The following is a 16793-nucleotide window of genomic DNA, read 5'->3' as shown; positions in this document are numbered from 1 at the left end:
CTTACACTCCGGCGCCATGAAGCCCGGGCGGTCGGTCGTCGGCCGGCCGGTCCGGCTGCTGCTCGGCGTCGTCGTCGCGACCGCGAACCTGACCGGGACCGCGATCGTCGTCGTGCTGGCCGCGTGGGTGCTGCCCACCGGCGATGTCGACGACGTCGGGCGCATCCGCGTCGTCAACCTGCTGATCCTGGCCGGGTACCTGCTGGTGTCGCTGCCGATCGGGCTCGTGTGGGGCGGGCTGCTGCTGCGCGTGCGCCGCGACGACGACGAGCGCCGCCTCGTCCTCTACGGCCCGCTGCGGCTCGCGACCGTCCAGGCCGTGCTGTGGTTCGGCGCGATGGTGCTGTTCGTGCTGGTCAACCTGCAGTACTCGTGGCGGCTCGCGCTCACCGTCGGCGAGACGATCCTCATCGGCGGCATCACCACGACCGCGCTCTCCTACCTGTTCGCCGAACGCATCCTGCGTCCCGCCGCCGCCCGGGTGCTGGCCGCCCGGCCGCCGCGGCGACGGATGCGGTTCGGGGTCCTGGTGCGCTCGGTGCTGTTCTGGGCCTTGGGCACCGCTGTGCCGGTCGTCGGGCTGATCCTGTCGGCGGTCTCGGCGCTGGTCTTCCAGGACGTTCCCGCGACCCAGCTCGCGACGATCATGATCGCGGTCGGGCTCGTCGCCCTGTTCGCCGGTTTCCTGACGACGGTCGGTGCCGCACGGGCCGTCGCCGACCCGGTCACCGCGGTCCGCCGCGCGCTGCACCGCGTCGAGGGCGGCGACCTCGACGCCCGCGTCCCCGTCTACGACGGCACCGAGCTGGGCCTGCTGCAGGCCGGCTTCAACACGATGGCCGAGGGGCTGGGCGAGCGGGAGCGGCTGCGTGACCTGTTCGGCCGGCAGGTCGGGCGTGACGTCGCATCGCTGGCCGCGGCGGCCGGTGAGGTCGAGCTCGGCGGGGAGGTGCGGCACGTCGCGGTGCTGTTCGTCGACCTCGTCGGGTCGACGGAGCTGGCCGCGCGCCGGCCTCCGACCGAGGTCGTCGCCCTGCTCAACCGGTTCTTCGGGATCGTCGTCGAGGTCGTGGAGAGCTGCGGCGGCTGGATCAACAAGTTCGAGGGTGACGCCGCGCTCGCCGTCTTCGGTGCCCCCGCGTCACTCGACGACCCCGACGGGCGCGCGCTGTGCGCCGCCCGCACCCTCGCGGAGCGGCTTCGCGCGCAGCTGCCGGGGTGCGAGACAGGCATCGGGGTGTCTGCCGGGGACGCGGTGGCGGGCAACGTCGGCGACCCGCGCCGCTACGAGTACACGGTGATCGGCGACCCGGTGAACGAGGCGGCCCGGCTCACCGAGCTGGCCAAGTCGACCGAGGGGCGGGTGCTCGCGGCGGGCGCCACGGTCGCCGCCGCGGACCCGGCGGAGGCCGCGCACTGGAGCCTCGGCGACGCGGTCACCCTGCGCGGGCGCACCGGCCCGACCCGACTCGCGACTCCGTCCCGCTGGTGAGCGGCCCCGCCTCGTTCGTGAGCCGACCCCGCTGCCCACAGGTCAGTCCTGGGCGATGCAGAACTCGTTGCCCGAGGGGTCGCGCAGCACCGTCCACGTCAGGCCGAACTCGGCCAGCTCGTGGTCCTCGACGCGCTCGGCGCCCAGCTCCACCAGTCGCAGCACCTCGGCCTCCCGGTCAGAGCTGTGCAGGTCGAGATGGCAACGGTTCTTCGCGGTCTTCCCCTCCGGAACGCGCAGGAACATCATCGGCGGCAACGCTCCGGGGTTCTCCCGGCCGACCATGGCGTACTCGTCGTTCGACATCGCGTCCACCGGCCGGCCCGTGGCCTCCGACCAGAACCCGGCCAGCTTCAGCGGGCTCTCGCAGTCGAACGTGACCCCACCCATCTGCAACGTCATGACTCCGTCCTCTCCGGCCGGCCCAACGGCCAGCCGATCTCGGTGCGATATGCGGACTCGGGCTCTCCGTCACCCGGCCCGACCAGGTAGGACTCCCGGACCGGGCCGGCGACGGGCACCCGGGCGCCGGCCAGCCACGCGCCCAGCGAGCGGTACCCCTCCGACAGCTCGGTGTAGGGGCCGACGAACGTCACGACCGCCAGCCGGGCGGCCGGGAGCAGCTGCGCCGAGCACCCGTCGCCGCCGGCGACCGTCACGCCGGCGGGCAGCGGCAGGTAGACGGTGACGTCGGCGGGATCGTCGGAGAACTCGGCCGGGAACAGTGCCCCGAGCGGCCCCGCCGGCTCGACGCCCTGCCCGGCCAGCAACGCCACCAGCCGCGGGAAGGCGTCGCCGATGACCCCGGAGAACTCCTCCTCGCGGCACGAGCCGCTGCGGGCGATCACCGGCAGGGCGGGCTCGTCGCGTTCGACGACGGCGTGGCGGGTCAGCGTCGACGGGTCGGTGAGCAGCGAGTCGACCTCACCGAGGATCTGCTCGGTACGGGCCAGCTGCGCCCGCATCCGGTCGCGGTGGTGGGCGAGCACCGCCCTGGTCTCGACGGGGTCGCGCGCCGCCAGCACCCGCGCGATCTCGGGCAACGGCACGTCCAGCTGCCGCAGCGCCCGGATCACGCCGGCGTCGCCGAGCTGCACCCGGCTGTAGCCGCGGTAGCCGGTCCGCGCGTCGACGACGGCAGGCACGAGCAGCCCCGAGTCGTGGTAGCCGCGCAGCGCCTTCGGCGACAGCAGGGTCGCCCGTGAGAAGGCCCCGATCGTCAGGAGGTCCTCGTCCATGACGCAAGCGTCGACCTTGACCCGGGGGAAAGGTCAAGCGGTCGCACCTTGTGGCCAGGATCCGTCCACAAGTCTCAGTAGGGTCGTGCTCAGCGGATTCGGGAACAGCCGGATCACCGACGAGAGGACGGCATCATGCCGATCACCGACTGGCGCATCGAGCTCATCCACCTCCCGGTCGCGGACGTCGAGCGCGCGAAGCAGTTCTACGTCGACACCGTCGGCTTCACCCTCGACCACGACCACGTGATGAGCGAGGACGTGCGGTTCGTCCAGATCACCCCGCAGGGCTCGGCGTGCTCGTTCACGATCGGCAAGGGCCTCACCGAGATGACGCCCGGCAGCCTCGAAGGCATCCAGGTCGTCGTCCCCAGCGCCGCCGACGCCCTCGACCACCTGCGCGGGCGCGGCATCGAGTGCTCCGACGTCGACGCCCAGCCCTGGGGCAACTTCGTCTACTTCACCGACCCCGACGGCAACGGCTGGGTGCTGCAGGAGATCGTCCGCCCGTCCTGACCCGTCCGCGCGCGACCTCACTGCTGCGCGGGCAGCGATGGGGTGCAGCCGGGCTCAGGCGAGGCGGAAGCGGACGGACTGGCCGGGGCGGACCTGGGCGGCGCGGTCGACGTCGGCGTCACGCACCACGCCGACCACCGGGTAGCCGCCGGTGAGGGGATGGTCGGCGAGGAACAGCACCGGCTCGCCGCCCGGGGGCAGCTGGATCGCACCGCGGACCACCCCCTCGCTGGGCAGCTCCGCGTCGTCGCGCCGGCGCAGCGGCTCGCCCGTCAGCCTCAGCCCGACGCGGTCGCTGCGGTCGGATGCGGTCCAGGTCGTCGCGACGAGGGCTCCTGCGTCGGCGAGCCGGTCGTCGCGGGGACCGGCGACGACGCGCAACGTCACCGGTCCGTCCGACGGCAGCGCCACCGGCGCCACGTCGACCAGCGGGAACGCCCGCGGCGACGGCCCGACCGGCAGCGTCGCGCCCGCCTCCAGCGGGGGCGGCCCGATGCCGGACAGCGTGTCGGTGCTGCGGGACCCCAGCACCTCGTCGACGACGATCCCGCCCCGCACCGCGAGGTAGGTCCGCAGTCCGCGGTCGGGGGTGCCCAGCGCGAGCTCCGCACCGGCCGGCAGCGGAAGGAGGGTGTTGTGCCCCATCGGTCTCCCGTCGATCGTGGCCGGTGCCGGGGCGCCCGTGAGCGCGACGAGGACGTCCCGCTCCGCCCTCACCCGCAGGCCGCCGAGCAGCACCTCGACCGACGCCCCGCCCCCGTCGTTGGCGACGAGCCGGTTGCCCAACGCCCACGCCCCACGGTCGGCGGCGCCCGAGCGGCCCACCCCGATCGACGCGAGCCCCGGACGACCGCCGTCCTGCAGCAGCGCCCGCGGTCCCGTCGCCAGCACGGTCAGGGTCCTGTGTTCATGATCCGCCCGCCGGGGCGCGTTCATCGGTCGACCCTCACGAACCGCACCCGGTCACCCGGCGCGAGCAGCGCCGGCGGGTGGCGGTCGGTGTCCCACAACGTCGCGGCGGTGCGGCCCAGCAGCTGCCAGCCGCCCGGGGTGGCGCGCGGGTAGATGCCGGAGAACTGCCCGGCCAGCCCCACCGACCCGGCCGGGACGCTCGTGCGCGGCTCGTCACGACGCGGGACCTGCAGCCGCGGGTCGCCGCCCACGAGGTAGGGGAATCCGGGCGCGAACCCGGCGAACGCGACCCGCCACGGCGTCGCGGTATGGGCGGCGACGACCTCGTCGACCCCGAGGCCGGTGAGCGAGGCGACCTCGTCGAGGTCGGGGCCGTCGTAGACGACGTGGATCTCGACCGGATCGGCGTCGGCGGTCACGGCGGCCTCCGCGACCGGGAGCTCGGAGACGGTGTGGCGCAACGCCCCGAGGTCGGCACCCGGATCGGTGACGACGAGGACGGTCCGCGCCGCGGGGACGACGTCGACCACCACCGGCAGCTCCGCGGCCCGCACGGCAGCGGCGAGCGCGACGGCCTCGTCGAGGGTCTCGACCTCGAACAGCACCGCAGCGTCCCCGCACGTCAGCGCCCTCATGAGCACCGACGACCAGCCCGCCGAGCTCGACAGGGGACTGGTCTTCCCGCGCCCGGAACCAGTCTCATGTCGAGCTCGGCGCGGGTTCGGCCGGCAGGCAGGGAGGCAGCGGCGCGGATCATGCGAATGCCGCCACGTCGATGCCGGCGCCGTCGAGCACAGCGCGCACCGCCGACGCCATCTCGACCGCGCCGGGGGAGTCGCTGTGCACGCACACCGAGTCGCCCCGTACCCGCACGTCGGTGCCGTCGACGCCACGCACCAGGCCGTCGGTGACGATCCGCAACACCCGCTGCGCGACCTCCAGAGGATCCTCGAGCACCGCACCCGGCTCGGAGCGCGGGACGAGGGTCGCGTCGGGGGTGTAGCCGCGGTCGGCGAACACCTCAGGGACCGCCCGCAGCCCCGCCGCCTCCGCCGCCCGCAGCAACGCCGACCCGGGCAGCCCGAGGATCGGCAGGCCGGAGTCGTAGTCGCGGACCGCCGCGACGATCGCGCCCGCCTGTCCCTCGTGGTGGACCGCGGTGTTGTAGAGCGCGCCGTGCGGCTTCACGTAGCGGACCCGAGTACCCGCGACCCGGCACATCCCGTCGAGGGCGCCGAGCTGGTAGACGACATCGTCGGCCAGCTCGCTGGGGGCGACGTCGACGAACCGGCGACCGAACCCGGCGAGGTCGCGGTAGCCGACCTGTGCGCCGACGACGATACCGCCGCGGGCGGCGACGGTGGTCGTCGCCCGTAGCGTCGACGGGTCGCCGGCGTGGAAGCCGCAGGCCACGTTCGCCGAGGTCACCAGCGCGAGCATCGCCTCGTCGTCGCCGAGACGCCAGCGCCCGAAGGACTCACCGACGTCGGAGTTGAGGTCGATCACGGTCACGTCGCCGATCCTTGCCGACGCCGCGCCGCTGCGCTCGGGTGGCCGTGCCCCCGGACTGCAGGAACGGCATTTTCCCGCAACCGGGCTGCGGGACAGTGCCGTTCCTGCAGTCGCGCAGGGGCAGCGCCGCACTGCCGGGCCTGTGACGAGCGGTTGCCACTCACGGCGTCAGCCGGTGTTGCGCAGCCCCGCGGCGATGCCGTTGATCGTCAGCAGCAGGGCGCGGCGCAGGTCGGGGCCGGGCTCCTCGATCGACCGGCGCTGCGCGAGGAGCTGCACCTGCAGGTGGTGCAGCGGTTCGAGGTAGCTCGACCGCACCGCGAGGGTGTTGCGCAGGACGGGGTGGCGGTGCAGCAGGGTCGTCGACCCGGTCCAGCGCAGCACCTCGCCGAGGGTGCGCTCGTGCTCCTCCCGGATGACGTCGAAGAGGGGGCGGTGCTCGTCGGCGACGAGGACGTCGACGTAGCGCCGCGCGATCCGCATGTCGGTCTTGGCCAGCGTCATCTCGACGTTGCCGAGCAGGTTCGCGAAGAACCCCCAGCGCCGCATCTCGTCGAGGACCGGACCGTAGCCGGCGTCGCGGGCGGCGCGCAGGCCCGTGCCCAACCCGAACCAGCCGGGTACGACCATGCGGGTCTGGGTCCAGCCGAACACCCACGGGATGGCGCGCAGGTCGTCGAGGCGCCGGGCCCCTTGGCCGGGCCGCTTCGACGGCCGGGAGCCGACGTTGAGCCGGCCCAGCTCGTCGACGGGGGTGGCGGTGGTGAAGAACTCCGGCAGGCCGGGGGCGTCGACGAGCTCGCGGTAGGCGGTCTGGGCGGCGCCGGACAGGCACCCCATGACCTCGTCCCAGCGGGCGTGCACGTCCGACGGCCAGCGCGCGGCCTGGTGCAGCAGCGTCGACTCCAGCATCGACGCGAGCAGGATCTCCAGGTTGTCGTGGGCCAGCTCGGGCAGCGAGTACTTGTCGGAGATGACCTCGCCCTGCTCGGTGAGCTTCAGCGTCGCGTCGACGGTGCCGAACGGCGACGCCGCGACCGCCTCGCCCGCGGGGCCACCGCCGCGCCCGACCGACCCCCCGCGGCCGTGGAACAGCCGCAGCCGGACCCCGTGGCCGGCGGCGACGTCGCGGAGCTGGCGCTGCGCCCGGTGGATCTGCCACTGCGAGGTGGTGATGCCCGCGCCCTTGTTGGAGTCGGAGTAGCCGAGCATGACCTCCTGCACGTCGCCGCGCTGCGTGACGTGGCGGCGGTACCCGGGCACGGAGAGCAGGGCGTCGAGCAGCTCACCGGCCCGCGACAGCTCCTCGACGGTCTCGAACAGCGGGACGATGTCGAGCGACGAGCTCCCGTCCGCCGACGTGAGGTCGATCATCCCGGCCTCGCGGGCCAGCACGGCGACGGCGAGCACGTCGTCGATGCCCTGGCACATCGAGATGATGTAGGTGTGTGCGGCGTCGACGCCGTAGCGGTGCTGGGCGTCGTGGAGCATGTCGAACGTCGCCATGACCCGGTCGGCCGGTTCGGGCAGGGTGCCGTGGCGGGGTGCCAGCGGGCGGCCCAGCCCCAGCTCCTTGACCAGCAGCGCTGTGCGCGCCGGCCGGTCGAGGTCGGCGTAGGGGATGACGGGGTCGACGAGCCGCCCGTAGAGCGCGGTCAGTGCCTCGTGGTGGGCGGCGGCGTGCTCGCGGACGTCCAGTGCGGCGAGCACGAGGCCGAGCGCCTTCGCGGTGCGCAGCACGCGGGCGAGCCGGCCCGCGGCGATGCGCTCGCCGAGGTTGGCCCGCAGCGACCGGTCCATGACCTCCAGGTCGGCGACGTAGCCGGCGGCGTCGCGGTAGTCGCGGCCGGGGACGTGCGGGGTGCCGTCCTCGATACGCGCGGCGGTGTTGTCGAGGCGGGCGAGGACGTAGCTGACCTTGAGCCGGTAGGGCTCGAAGGCGTTGAGCCGGATGAAGCGGTCGTGGACGTCGGGCAGTGCCTCGTGGTCCAGCGCCAGCGACTCGGTCAGCTCGGACGAGACCTCGACGACGCGCGTGGAGACGCTGAGCTCGTGCACGAGGGCGTCGACCTGCTCGCGGTGGATGCGCAGCGCCCGGTCGGCGTAGAGGCGCATGACCTCGGCCGACACCTCGGGGGTGACGTTGGGGTTGCCGTCGCGGTCGCCACCGACCCAGGTGCCGAGCGCGATCGGGCGGGCGCCGGACGGCACGGTGAACCCGGCGGCACGGGCCTGGGCCTCCAGCTCAGCGACGAGGTCGGGCACGGCCCTGCGGCCGAGCTGTTCGAGGTACCAGCCGATGGCGCGGGCCTCGTCGGCGACGGTGGGGGCGCCGGGGCGGATCTCGTCGGTCTGCCAGAGGGCGTCGACCATGGCGTGGAGCTCGTCGTCGCCGGCGCCCTCGGCGAGCAGCTCGGCGATGCGGCGCAGGATGCGCAGCACCGACTGCCGCGACGACTCGGTGGGGTGCGCGGTGAACACCGGCGCGAGCTCCGCGCGGGCGAGTGCGTCCTCGACGGCGCCGCGGTCGGCCTCGGTGGCGAGCCGGCGCATCAGGGCCCGCAGCGGGCGGTGCTCGTCGTCGCGCAGTGTGCGCAGCTCCCGGGCCCGGTGCAGCTGCTCGGCGATGTTCGCGAGCTGGAAGTACTGGGAGAAGACGCGGGCGAGGGTGACGGTCGTCGGCGCGTCCAGGCCCGAGAGCAGCCGGGCGATCTCGTCGTCGGTGGCGCCACCGGTGGTGACGGCGGTGCGGGCCAGCCTCCGGACGGTCTCGGTGAGCTCGAGGAGCTCCTCGCCCGCCTGGTCGGCGACGGTGCGCCCGAGCATCGTCGAGAGCCTGCGGATGTCGCCGCGCAGCGCCTCGTGCTCGGCCTCGGAGACGACGCCCGCCGCGACGGCCTGCGCCTCTCCCGGGACGAGGGATCCGGGGACGACTGTGTCGGGAACAGAGGTGTCGGCCGTCATCGTGTCCTCGCTCGCGTGGTGGCTTCGTTCGCGACGGCGGGAACGACGGGAAGCGCACATCCTGCACCCGGCGGCCGGGCGCGCGCGACCGCGGGAAGGAGGGTGCTGGGGGTGAAACCGCTCAGGTGGTGGCGATCGGCTGGCCGATGGCCTCGCTGAGCAGCCTGCGGACGCGCTCGTCGGGCGCTGTGTAGTACACGAACGTGCCCTCTCGGCGACCCTCGACGAGCCCCGCGAGGCGGAGCTTCGCGAGGTGCTGGCTCACCGCGGCGGGCTGCGACCCGACGAGCTCGGCGAGGCAGGCCACGTTGGTCTCGCCCTGGAGCAGGGCCCACAGGATCTTGATCCGGGTGGGGTCGGCGAGCATGCGCAGGGCATCGGCCGCCCGCCGGACATCGTCCGGGTCGGGCATCTCGAAGCCTGCTATGCCGTCATGCACGTCGTCACTGTACCCGGCCCGGATCATCTGACGAGCCGTGCGGACGTGGCGAATGTCCTGGAGTACGGGTTCCTCCCACATCGTGGATCGGCCACGGGGGCTGTTGATCCGATCAGCAAGGCAACTTAGGCTTCCCTCATCACCGAGTGGTGATCACGCGGTGACGCAGGAGGTCTGTCAGTGGAGGGTTGTCGGTGACCCCCGGGACGGCTCCTGCCCCGGCTCCGGTCGCGGCACCCGTCGACGGCACGCCGATCCGGCGCGGCCGGCTGTCCACCCGCGCCGGTGGCCTGCTGCTGACCGTCCTGGTGCTCGTCCTCGTCTGCGGGCTCAGCCTCGCCGTCGGTGCCCGCTCGCTCGAGCTGGGCTCGGTGTGGGGCCTGCTGTGGCACGACGACGGCAGCGAGGCCGCCTACATCGTCCGTGACCTGCGGTTCCCGCGGACCGTCGTCGGGCTGATGGTCGGTGTCGCACTCGGCCTGGCGGGGGCGCTCATGCAGGCCCTGACCCGCAACCCGCTGGCCGACCCCGGGCTCCTCGGCGTCGAGATCGGCGCGTCGACGGCCGTCGTGGCCGCGATCTCCTTCTTCGGCATCACCAGCGCCGGCGGGTACGTGTGGTTCGCGCTGATCGGTGCCGGGGTCGCGTCGGTCGCGGTCTACCTGCTGGGGTCGACGGGACGGTCGGCCACTCCGGAGCGCATGGTGCTCGCCGGCGCGGCGATCAGCGCGGTGCTGGGTGCGTTCGTCGCGGGCACGCTGCTGCTCGACGCCCGGGCGTTCGACCGGTTCCGGTTCTGGGCGATCGGGTCGCTCACCGGCCGCGACCTCACGATCGTCGAACAGGTCGGTCCGTTCATCCTGGTGGGGGTCATCGTGGCGTTCGCGCTGACCGGTCCGCTCAACGCGCTGGCCCTCGGCGACGACACCGGCCGGGCGCTGGGCGCCCGCGTCGGTGCGACCCGGTTGACCGGGGCGATCGCCGTCGCCCTGCTGTGCGGCGCCGCGACAGCCGCGGCCGGGCCGATCGGGTTCGTCGGCCTGACCGTCCCGCACGTGGCCCGCATGATCACCGGCCCGGACCACCGGTGGGTGCTGCCGTACACGGTGGTCCTCGCACCGGTTCTCGTCGTCGGGGCCGATGTGGTCGGCCGCGTCCTCGTGCGGCCGGGCGAACTGGAAGTGGGGATCGTCATGGCGTTCGTCGGGGCGCCCGTCTTCATCGCCCTGTGCCGTCGACGGCGGATCGCGCAGCTGTGACCGTCACGAAGCCGCCACCCGCGCCCGCCCTGCTCACCGGCCGCGTCCTGCGCTCGCGCTCGGGCCGGCTCTCGGTGCGGGCCCACCCGCGCTCGCTCGTCGTCGGCGGGGTGCTGGTCGTCGTGGTGCTGGTCGTCGCCGTGCTGATGCTCGTCACGGGCGACTACCCGGCGACCGTCGGCGAGGTCGTGCGGACCGTGTTCGGCGACGGGCCGCCCGGCCTGGAGCTGATCGTCAACCGCTTCCGGATGCCGCGGATCCTCGTCGGGATCGCCGTCGGCGTCGCGCTGGGCGTGAGCGGCGCGATCTTCCAGAGCCTGTCGCGCAACCCGCTCGGCAGCCCCGACATCATCGGCTTCACCACCGGGTCGGCGACGGGTGCGCTGCTCGTCATCCTCGTCTTCCGCGACACGATGTCCGGCACCGCGGGTGGCGCGATCGCGGGCGGTGTCGTCACCTCGCTGGTCGTGTACATGCTCGCGTTCAAGCGCGGCGTCTCCGGTTTCCGGCTGATCCTGATCGGCATCGGGGTGAGCGCGATGCTGGCGTCGGTCAACGCGTTCCTGCTCAGCCGGGCCACCCTGCGCGACGCGCAGAACGCGCAGCTCTGGCTCGTCGGCAGCCTCAACGCCCGCGGCTGGCAGCACGTCGTCCCGGTGTGGACCGCCATCGCGGCGCTGCTGCCGATCGCGGTCGTGCTCGGCAAGCGGATGATGATGCTCGAGATGGGCGACGAGGCCGCGGCCGCGCGTGGCGTGCCGGTCGAGCGCAGCCGGCTCGCCCTGCTGCTCACCGCCGTCGGGCTGACGGCCGTCGCCACAGCGGCGGCCGGTCCGGTCGGCTTCGTCGCCCTCGCCGCACCGCAGGTGGCCCGCCGGCTCACCGGCTCGACCGGAGCCGGGCTGCTCCCCGCGGCGCTCACCGGCGCAGCGCTGCTCACCGCCGCCGACCTCGCCGGTCAACGGCTCATCGCCCCGACCCAGCTGCCCGTCGGACTCACGACGGGCGCCATCGGTGGGCTCTACCTCGCGGTCCTGCTGGGCCGCGAATGGCGGAAGGGACGCTCCTGATGGACCGGCTGTGCGCCGAGGACCTGACGCTGGCCTACGACGAGCGCGTCGTCGCCACCGACCTCGCCGTGACGATCCCGGACGGGTCGTTCACCGTCGTCGTGGGGCCGAACGCCTGCGGAAAGTCGACGATGCTCAAGGCGCTCTCGCGGATGATCAAGCCACGGGTGGGCACGGTCTACCTCGACGGCGCCGCGATCTCGTCGCACTCCACCAAGGAGGTCGCCCGCCGGCTGGGGCTGCTGCCGCAGACGTCGATCGCGCCCGGCGGGATCACCGTCGGCGACCTCGTGGCCCGTGGCCGCTACCCCCACCAGAAGCTGCTGCGCCAGTGGTCGGCCGACGACGAGCACGTCGTCGTCGCTGCAATGCGGCGCACGAACACCCTGGACCTGGCCGACCGGTTCGTCGACGAGCTGTCGGGCGGGCAGCGCCAGCGGGTGTGGCTCGCGATGGTGCTCGCCCAGGAGACGTCGATCCTGTTGCTCGACGAGCCCACGACGTTCCTCGACATCGCCCATCAGGTCGAGGTGCTCGACCTGTGCGCGCAGCTGCACGAGGACGAGGGACACACCCTCGTGCTCGTGCTGCACGAGCTCAACCTCGCGTGCCGCTATGCCACCCATCTGATCGTCATGCGCGACGGCCGTGTCGCCGCGCAGGGCGACCCCTCCGAGATCGTCACCGAGGAGCTGATCGGCGAGGTGTTCGACCTGCCGTGCCGGGTGATCCCGGACCCCGAGACGGGGACGCCGCTGATCGTGCCCGTGGCGCGCGGTACCCGCGCGCGTTCCGTCGAGTCCGCTGGTGAGGGCCGTGGCACACGCTGAGACCGGGGCGTCCCCGCAGGTCCCGGAGGCGCCCGACGCCGCCGGGTCCACGACGGTCGTCGAGACGGACCGGGCCGTGGCCGACGGGTTGCTGCGCGCCCGCCTCCGCGAGCAGCGGGGGCTGTTCGCGCTGGGCATCGTCGCGGCGCTGGTCCAGCAGCTGGCCATGCTCGCGATGCCCTGGGCGACGCAGTACGCCATCGACGACGGCATCACCTCCGGCGACCTCGGGACCGCGCTGATGTGGTCGGGCGCCGTGGCCGTGTTCGCGCTCGTCATGTTCGGCGCGGGTGTCGGCGGCCAGTGGTGGATGGGACTCGCGGCCTTCCGCACCGCACAGGCGGTGCGGCGCACGTTGATCGACCGCATCGCGGTGCTCGACCGGGCGGGGATGGCCGAGGCCGGGTTCGGCCACGGTGACCTCGCGATCCGGCTGACCCGCGACGTCGACATGGTCCGGGACTGGGTGCAGGGCCTCGCGGCGTGGGTGCGGATCGGGGTGACCGTCGCGGTCGTGCTGCCGGCGCTCGCGGTGCTCGACGTGCGGCTGCTCGGCGTCACCCTCGTCACGGTGCCGTTGCTGGTGGCGGCGAACATCCTGTTCCCGCGCCGGTTCGCCCGCGCCAACGAGACGTTGTCGCAGGCCCACAGCGACCGTGCCGACGCCGTCGAGGACCTGCTCTCGGCCAGCGCGGCGGTGCGTGGCCTCGGTGGTGAGCGGGCACTGGTGCGTCGCCACCACCGGGTGTCGGGGCTGGTCACCGAGCACACGATGGGCGTCGCCCGGATCTCGTCATGGTGGTCGGCGATCCCGCCGTCGCTGCCGCGGTTCGCGATCGCGGCCGGGCTGCTGGTCGGCGGGTTCTCCGTCATCGACGGCAGCCTCACCGTCGGCGGGCTGGTCGCGTTCACCTCGTGGATGACGACGATGGCGATCGCCGCGGGGGTGGCGGTCGACATGATGTCCAACCGAGGTCAGGCGCGGGTGTCGGCGGGCCGGATCGCGGCGGTGGCCGACGCGGAGCCGCGGGTCACCGAGCCGGTGGATCCGGTCGCGCTGCCGGAGCTGGGCGCGCTGGAGGTCCACGGTGTGGTCGCGCATCGCGGCGACCGGCGGGTGCTGGGGCCGGTCGACCTGACCGCCCCGGCAGGCGCGTTCGTGGCGGTGACCGGGGCGACCGGGTCGGGCAAGTCGGTGCTGGCGCGGCTCCTGGGCCGGCTCGACGACCCCGACGCCGGGTCGGTGACGTTCGGCGGGGTCGACCTGCGTACGGCGGCCCTCACCGATGTCCGGGCGCGTATCGCCACGGTGCCGCAGCGGCCCGTCGTGCTGTCGGGAACCGTCACCGAGAACCTGCTGCTGGGCCGGGACGTGCCGGCCGACGTCGTCGCCGCCGCGTGCGCCGCGGCGGCCGCCGACCGATTCGTCGAGGCGCTGCCGGAGGGCTTCGGCACCGTTCTCGGTGAGCGCGGCACGACGCTGTCGGGCGGCCAGGTGCAGCGGCTGGCGCTGGCGCGGGCCCTGATCGGCCGGCCCCGGGTCCTCGTCCTCGACGACGTGACGTCGGCGGTCGACCCGGCCACCGAGAAACGCATCCTCGCGGGGCTGCGCGAGTTCCTCCCCGACACGACGGTCCTGTTCGTGACGCACCGGCCCGCGGCCGTCGCCGCCGCCGACGTCGTCGTGAACCTGGAGAAGGCGGCAGTACGTGGCTGAGGTCAGGGTCCTCACCGACGAGCCGTCGACGCGGCACATCCTGGGCCGCACATGGCCCTACCTGCGCCCGCACCGCTGGGCGATCGGCCTCGCGCTGGTGGTGACGATCGGCAGCACCCTCGCGGTCGTGCTGATCGCCCCGGCCATCGGCCGGGGTGTCGACGCCGTCGTGGCGGGCGACCGGGCCGGCCTGTGGTGGGCCGTCGGGCTGCTGGTCGGCCTGATCGTCGGCCGCCTGCTGCTGCTGCGGACGTCGGAGCTGTTGCTGACGCGCGCCGGTGAACGGGTGGTGCGCGAGATGCGCGACACCGCCGTCGAGCGGCTGGCGAACGCGCCGCTGCGGTTCATCGAGGCGCACCGCACCGGTGACCTGCTGCGCCGAACGACGGGCGAGATCGCCGACCTGGCGCAGTTCGTGCGCGGCGACCTGCCGAACCTGCTCGGCGTGGTCATCACCCTGGTGGCGACGACGGTCGTGCTCGCGTTCTACTCGTGGCTGCTGACGCTGATGCTGCTGGTCCTGTTCCTGCCGGCGGCGTACCTGGTGATGAAGTGGTTCGAGAAGGCGGCGGGCCCGGCGTTCGGCGGGCAGGCCGCGGCGGAGGCGACGCTCGCGGCGACGTTCACCGAGACGTTGTCGGCCCGCGAGACGCTGCAGGCCACCGGCGGGATGGCGGTGTGGCGGCGTCGCCTCGACCGGGACAACGACGCGGTCGTGGGGGCGTCGAGCCGCACGGTCGCGGTGCTCAACCGGCTGGAGGTCGTCGCGCTGCTCGAGGGCATCGCGACGGCGGCACTGCTGGCGCTGGGCGTGTGGCTCGTCGGCACCGATCGCATCGGGCTGGGCACGCTGGTGACGTTCGTGCTGGCCACGGCCAACCTGTTCCAGAGCGTCGTCGCGATGTCGCAACTGGTGGGCGACTACCAGGCCGCGCGGATCGGGCTGGCCCGGCTGCACGACCTGCTGGGTGCCACGCACGTCGAGCCGCCCACGTCGGCGGCGACGCTCCCCGCGCGGGGGGCGATCGAGGTCGACGGGCTGCGCTACTCCTACCTGGCCGACACCGACGTGCTGCACGGGGTGGACGTCGTCATCCCGCACGGGGACCGGGTCGGCCTGGTGGGCGAGACCGGCTCCGGCAAGACGACGCTGGCCAAGCTGATCACCGGGCTCTACCAGCCCGACCTCGGCGCGGTGCGGTTCGCCGGTGTCGACATCGGGCAGGTCGACACCGCGGAGCTGCGACGTCGCGTCGTGCTCGTGCCGCAGCAGGTGCACATGATCACCGGGACGATCGCCGACAACCTGGCGCTCGCCCCGGGCGACCCGGACCGGGTGGCGATGCTGGGCGCGGTCGAGGCGCTGGGCCTGGGGGAATGGGTCGACGGCCTCGACGACGGGCTGGACACCGACGTCGGGGTGCGGGGCGACCAGCTGTCGGCGGGTGAGCAGCAGCTGGTCGGGTTGATCCGGGCGGCGCTGGTCGACCCGGCGGTACTCGTCCTGGACGAGGCGACGGCGAACCTCGACCCGGCGACGGCGTCGCGGATCGAGGAGGCGGTCGACCGGCTGCGCCAGGAGCGGACCCTCATCGTCATCGCCCACCGGGAGGCGACGATCGACCGGTTGCCCCGGGTGGTCCGGCTCGACGCGGGACGGGTGGTCTGATGCCGTTCCTGGAACGCCCGGGCGGGGTCCGGGTGTCCTACACGGTCCACGGCCCCGACGACGGCGCCCTGATGGTGCTGGTGATGGGCACCGGCAGTCCCGGCCGGGTCTGGAACCTGCATCAGGTACCGGCGTTCACCGCGGCCGGCCACCGGGTCGCGACGCTGGACAACCGGGGCATCCCACCGTCGGACGAGTGCGCGGGCGGGATGACGCTCGACGACATGGCGGGCGACGTCGCCGCCCTGGTCGAGCTGCTCGGGGCGCCGGCGCGGGTCGTCGGGACGTCGCTGGGGGCGCGCATCGTGGCCGAGCTCGCGCTGGCCCGGCCGGACCTGGTGGGCCAGGCGGTGCTGCTCGCCGCGCACGGCCGGCCGGACCCGTTGCAGCGCACGCTGTCCGAGGGCGAGCGGGCGTTGCACGACGCGGGGATCGAGCTGCCGCCGCGCTACCACGCGGCGATCACGGCGCAGCAGAACCTCTCGCGGCGGACGCTGGCCGACCCGGTCGCGGTGCAGGACTGGCTGGACCTGTTCGAGTTCTCCGGCTCCCGGGTGGGGCCGGGGGTGCGGGCGCAGCTGGAGCTGGCCGACGACGACCGGCTGGCCGCGTACCGCGGCGTCCGGGTACCGACGCTGGTCGTCGGCTTCGCGGACGACATGGTGCTGCCGCCGCACCTGTCGCGGGAGGTCGCGGACGCGATTCCCGGCGCTCGTTACGTGGAGCTGGCGGACTGTGGCCACTTCGGATACCTGGAGCGGCCGGATGCAGTGAACGCGCTGGTCCTCGAGTTCGTGAGGGCTTGACCCTCCTCACGGTCGGTACCGGTCGAATCACTCGAAAGGCTCAACGGAGTCAGCAAGCGAGTTAGTTAGGCTCACCTTAGATCAGGCCAGGCGAGCCTGACACGCACGAAGGGGTCACCAGATGTCCGGCAATCCGTTCGACGACGACGAGGGCGTGTTCTACGCCCTGATCAACGACGAGGGCCAGTACTCCCTGTGGCCCACGTTCGCGGTCGTCCCCGCCGGGTGGACGGTCGTCTTCGGCGAGGCGTCACGGCAGGAGTGCCTCGACCACATCGAGGCGAACTGGACCGACATGCGGCCCAAGAGCCTGGTCGAGCAGATGGAGCGCGACGAACGCGAGCGCGCCGCCAGCGCCTGACCGCGATC

Annotated in this window: 16 protein-coding genes; 9 read left to right on the top strand and 7 right to left on the bottom strand. The window is 73.5% G+C overall.

Translation table 11 applies throughout. The annotated features are described in order from the left end of the window. Window positions 1-16: 16 nt before the first annotated feature. Window positions 17-1492 carry an adenylate/guanylate cyclase domain-containing protein gene (locus TOK_RS08730; RefSeq protein WP_098957293.1) on the top strand — a complete coding sequence of 492 codons (1476 nt, stop codon included), beginning with the start codon at window positions 17-19 and terminating at the stop codon, window positions 1490-1492. A gap of 42 nt (window positions 1493-1534) precedes the next feature. On the opposite strand, the gene TOK_RS08725 is transcribed toward TOK_RS08730, so the two are convergent. After that, window positions 1535-1894 carry a VOC family protein gene (locus tag TOK_RS08725; RefSeq protein ID WP_098957292.1) on the bottom strand — a complete coding sequence of 120 codons (360 nt, stop codon included), beginning with the start codon at window positions 1892-1894 and terminating at the stop codon, window positions 1535-1537. Beyond that, complete coding sequence (locus TOK_RS08720) at window positions 1891-2730, bottom strand: MerR family transcriptional regulator (RefSeq protein ID WP_098957291.1); 840 nt, start codon at window positions 2728-2730, stop codon at window positions 1891-1893. The genes TOK_RS08725 and TOK_RS08720 overlap by 4 nt, the downstream gene beginning before the upstream one ends. 135 nt (window positions 2731-2865) lie before the next feature. Between TOK_RS08720 and TOK_RS08715 the strand changes: the two genes are divergently transcribed. Next, window positions 2866-3246 (top strand): glyoxalase superfamily protein, encoded by a 381-nt coding sequence (locus tag TOK_RS08715; protein WP_098957290.1) that lies wholly within the window; start codon window positions 2866-2868, stop codon window positions 3244-3246. Window positions 3247-3300: 54 nt separating this feature from the next. Here the strand turns inward: TOK_RS08715 and TOK_RS08710 are convergent, their stop codons facing one another. From TOK_RS08710 to TOK_RS08690, 5 genes are all read right to left on the bottom strand, one after another. Continuing rightward, window positions 3301-4182 (bottom strand): biotin-dependent carboxyltransferase family protein, encoded by an 882-nt coding sequence (locus TOK_RS08710; protein ID WP_098957289.1) that lies wholly within the window; start codon window positions 4180-4182, stop codon window positions 3301-3303. Continuing rightward, window positions 4179-4793, bottom strand: coding sequence for a 5-oxoprolinase subunit PxpB (gene pxpB, locus TOK_RS08705; RefSeq protein ID WP_098957288.1), 615 nt, complete (start codon window positions 4791-4793; stop codon window positions 4179-4181). Before pxpB ends, TOK_RS08710 begins: the two co-directional genes overlap by 4 nt. A gap of 118 nt (window positions 4794-4911) precedes the next feature. Further along, window positions 4912-5670: a LamB/YcsF family protein gene (locus TOK_RS08700; RefSeq protein ID WP_098957287.1), complete on the bottom strand. Its 759-nt coding sequence runs from the start codon at window positions 5668-5670 to the stop codon at window positions 4912-4914. 168 nt (window positions 5671-5838) lie between these two features. Next, window positions 5839-8634, bottom strand: a complete 2796-nt coding sequence (gene ppc / locus TOK_RS08695; protein WP_098957286.1) for a phosphoenolpyruvate carboxylase — start codon at window positions 8632-8634, stop codon at window positions 5839-5841. A gap of 121 nt (window positions 8635-8755) precedes the next feature. Next, a complete protein-coding gene (locus TOK_RS08690; RefSeq protein WP_253258263.1) occupies window positions 8756-9073 on the bottom strand; it encodes a metalloregulator ArsR/SmtB family transcription factor in 318 nt (105 codons plus the stop codon). A gap of 194 nt (window positions 9074-9267) precedes the next feature. On the opposite strand from TOK_RS08690, the gene TOK_RS08685 reads away from it, so the two are divergent. The 7 genes from TOK_RS08685 (at window position 9268) to TOK_RS08655 (ending at window position 16785) form a co-directional block, all read left to right on the top strand. Beyond that, window positions 9268-10332, top strand: a complete 1065-nt coding sequence (locus tag TOK_RS08685) for an iron ABC transporter permease (protein ID WP_098957284.1) — start codon at window positions 9268-9270, stop codon at window positions 10330-10332. Beyond that, window positions 10329-11402 carry an iron chelate uptake ABC transporter family permease subunit gene (locus TOK_RS08680; RefSeq protein ID WP_098957283.1) on the top strand — a complete coding sequence of 358 codons (1074 nt, stop codon included), beginning with the start codon at window positions 10329-10331 and terminating at the stop codon, window positions 11400-11402. The genes TOK_RS08685 and TOK_RS08680 overlap by 4 nt, the downstream gene beginning before the upstream one ends. Next, entirely contained in the window at window positions 11402-12232 is an 831-nt protein-coding gene (locus tag TOK_RS08675; protein ID WP_216361905.1) for an ABC transporter ATP-binding protein, read from the top strand. The genes TOK_RS08680 and TOK_RS08675 overlap by 1 nt, the downstream gene beginning before the upstream one ends. Further along, on the top strand, window positions 12219-13949 hold the full coding sequence (locus TOK_RS08670; protein ID WP_253258262.1) for an ABC transporter ATP-binding protein: 1731 nt from the start codon (window positions 12219-12221) through the stop codon (window positions 13947-13949). The genes TOK_RS08675 and TOK_RS08670 overlap by 14 nt, the downstream gene beginning before the upstream one ends. Beyond that, window positions 13942-15618 carry an ABC transporter ATP-binding protein gene (locus tag TOK_RS08665; RefSeq protein WP_098957281.1) on the top strand — a complete coding sequence of 559 codons (1677 nt, stop codon included), beginning with the start codon at window positions 13942-13944 and terminating at the stop codon, window positions 15616-15618. The genes TOK_RS08670 and TOK_RS08665 overlap by 8 nt, the downstream gene beginning before the upstream one ends. Continuing rightward, window positions 15618-16424 (top strand): alpha/beta fold hydrolase, encoded by an 807-nt coding sequence (locus TOK_RS08660; RefSeq protein ID WP_098957280.1) that lies wholly within the window; start codon window positions 15618-15620, stop codon window positions 16422-16424. The genes TOK_RS08665 and TOK_RS08660 overlap by 1 nt, the downstream gene beginning before the upstream one ends. A gap of 121 nt (window positions 16425-16545) precedes the next feature. Beyond that, entirely contained in the window at window positions 16546-16785 is a 240-nt protein-coding gene (locus tag TOK_RS08655) for an MbtH family protein (protein ID WP_098957279.1), read from the top strand. Window positions 16786-16793: the final 8 nt, after the last annotated feature.

The organism is Pseudonocardia sp. N23, assembly GCF_002583555.1.
Taxonomy (GTDB): Bacteria; Actinomycetota; Actinomycetes; order Mycobacteriales; family Pseudonocardiaceae; genus Pseudonocardia.
The sequence above is the reverse complement of the archived record's forward strand: the minus strand, read 5'-3'. Positions and strand labels throughout refer to the sequence as shown.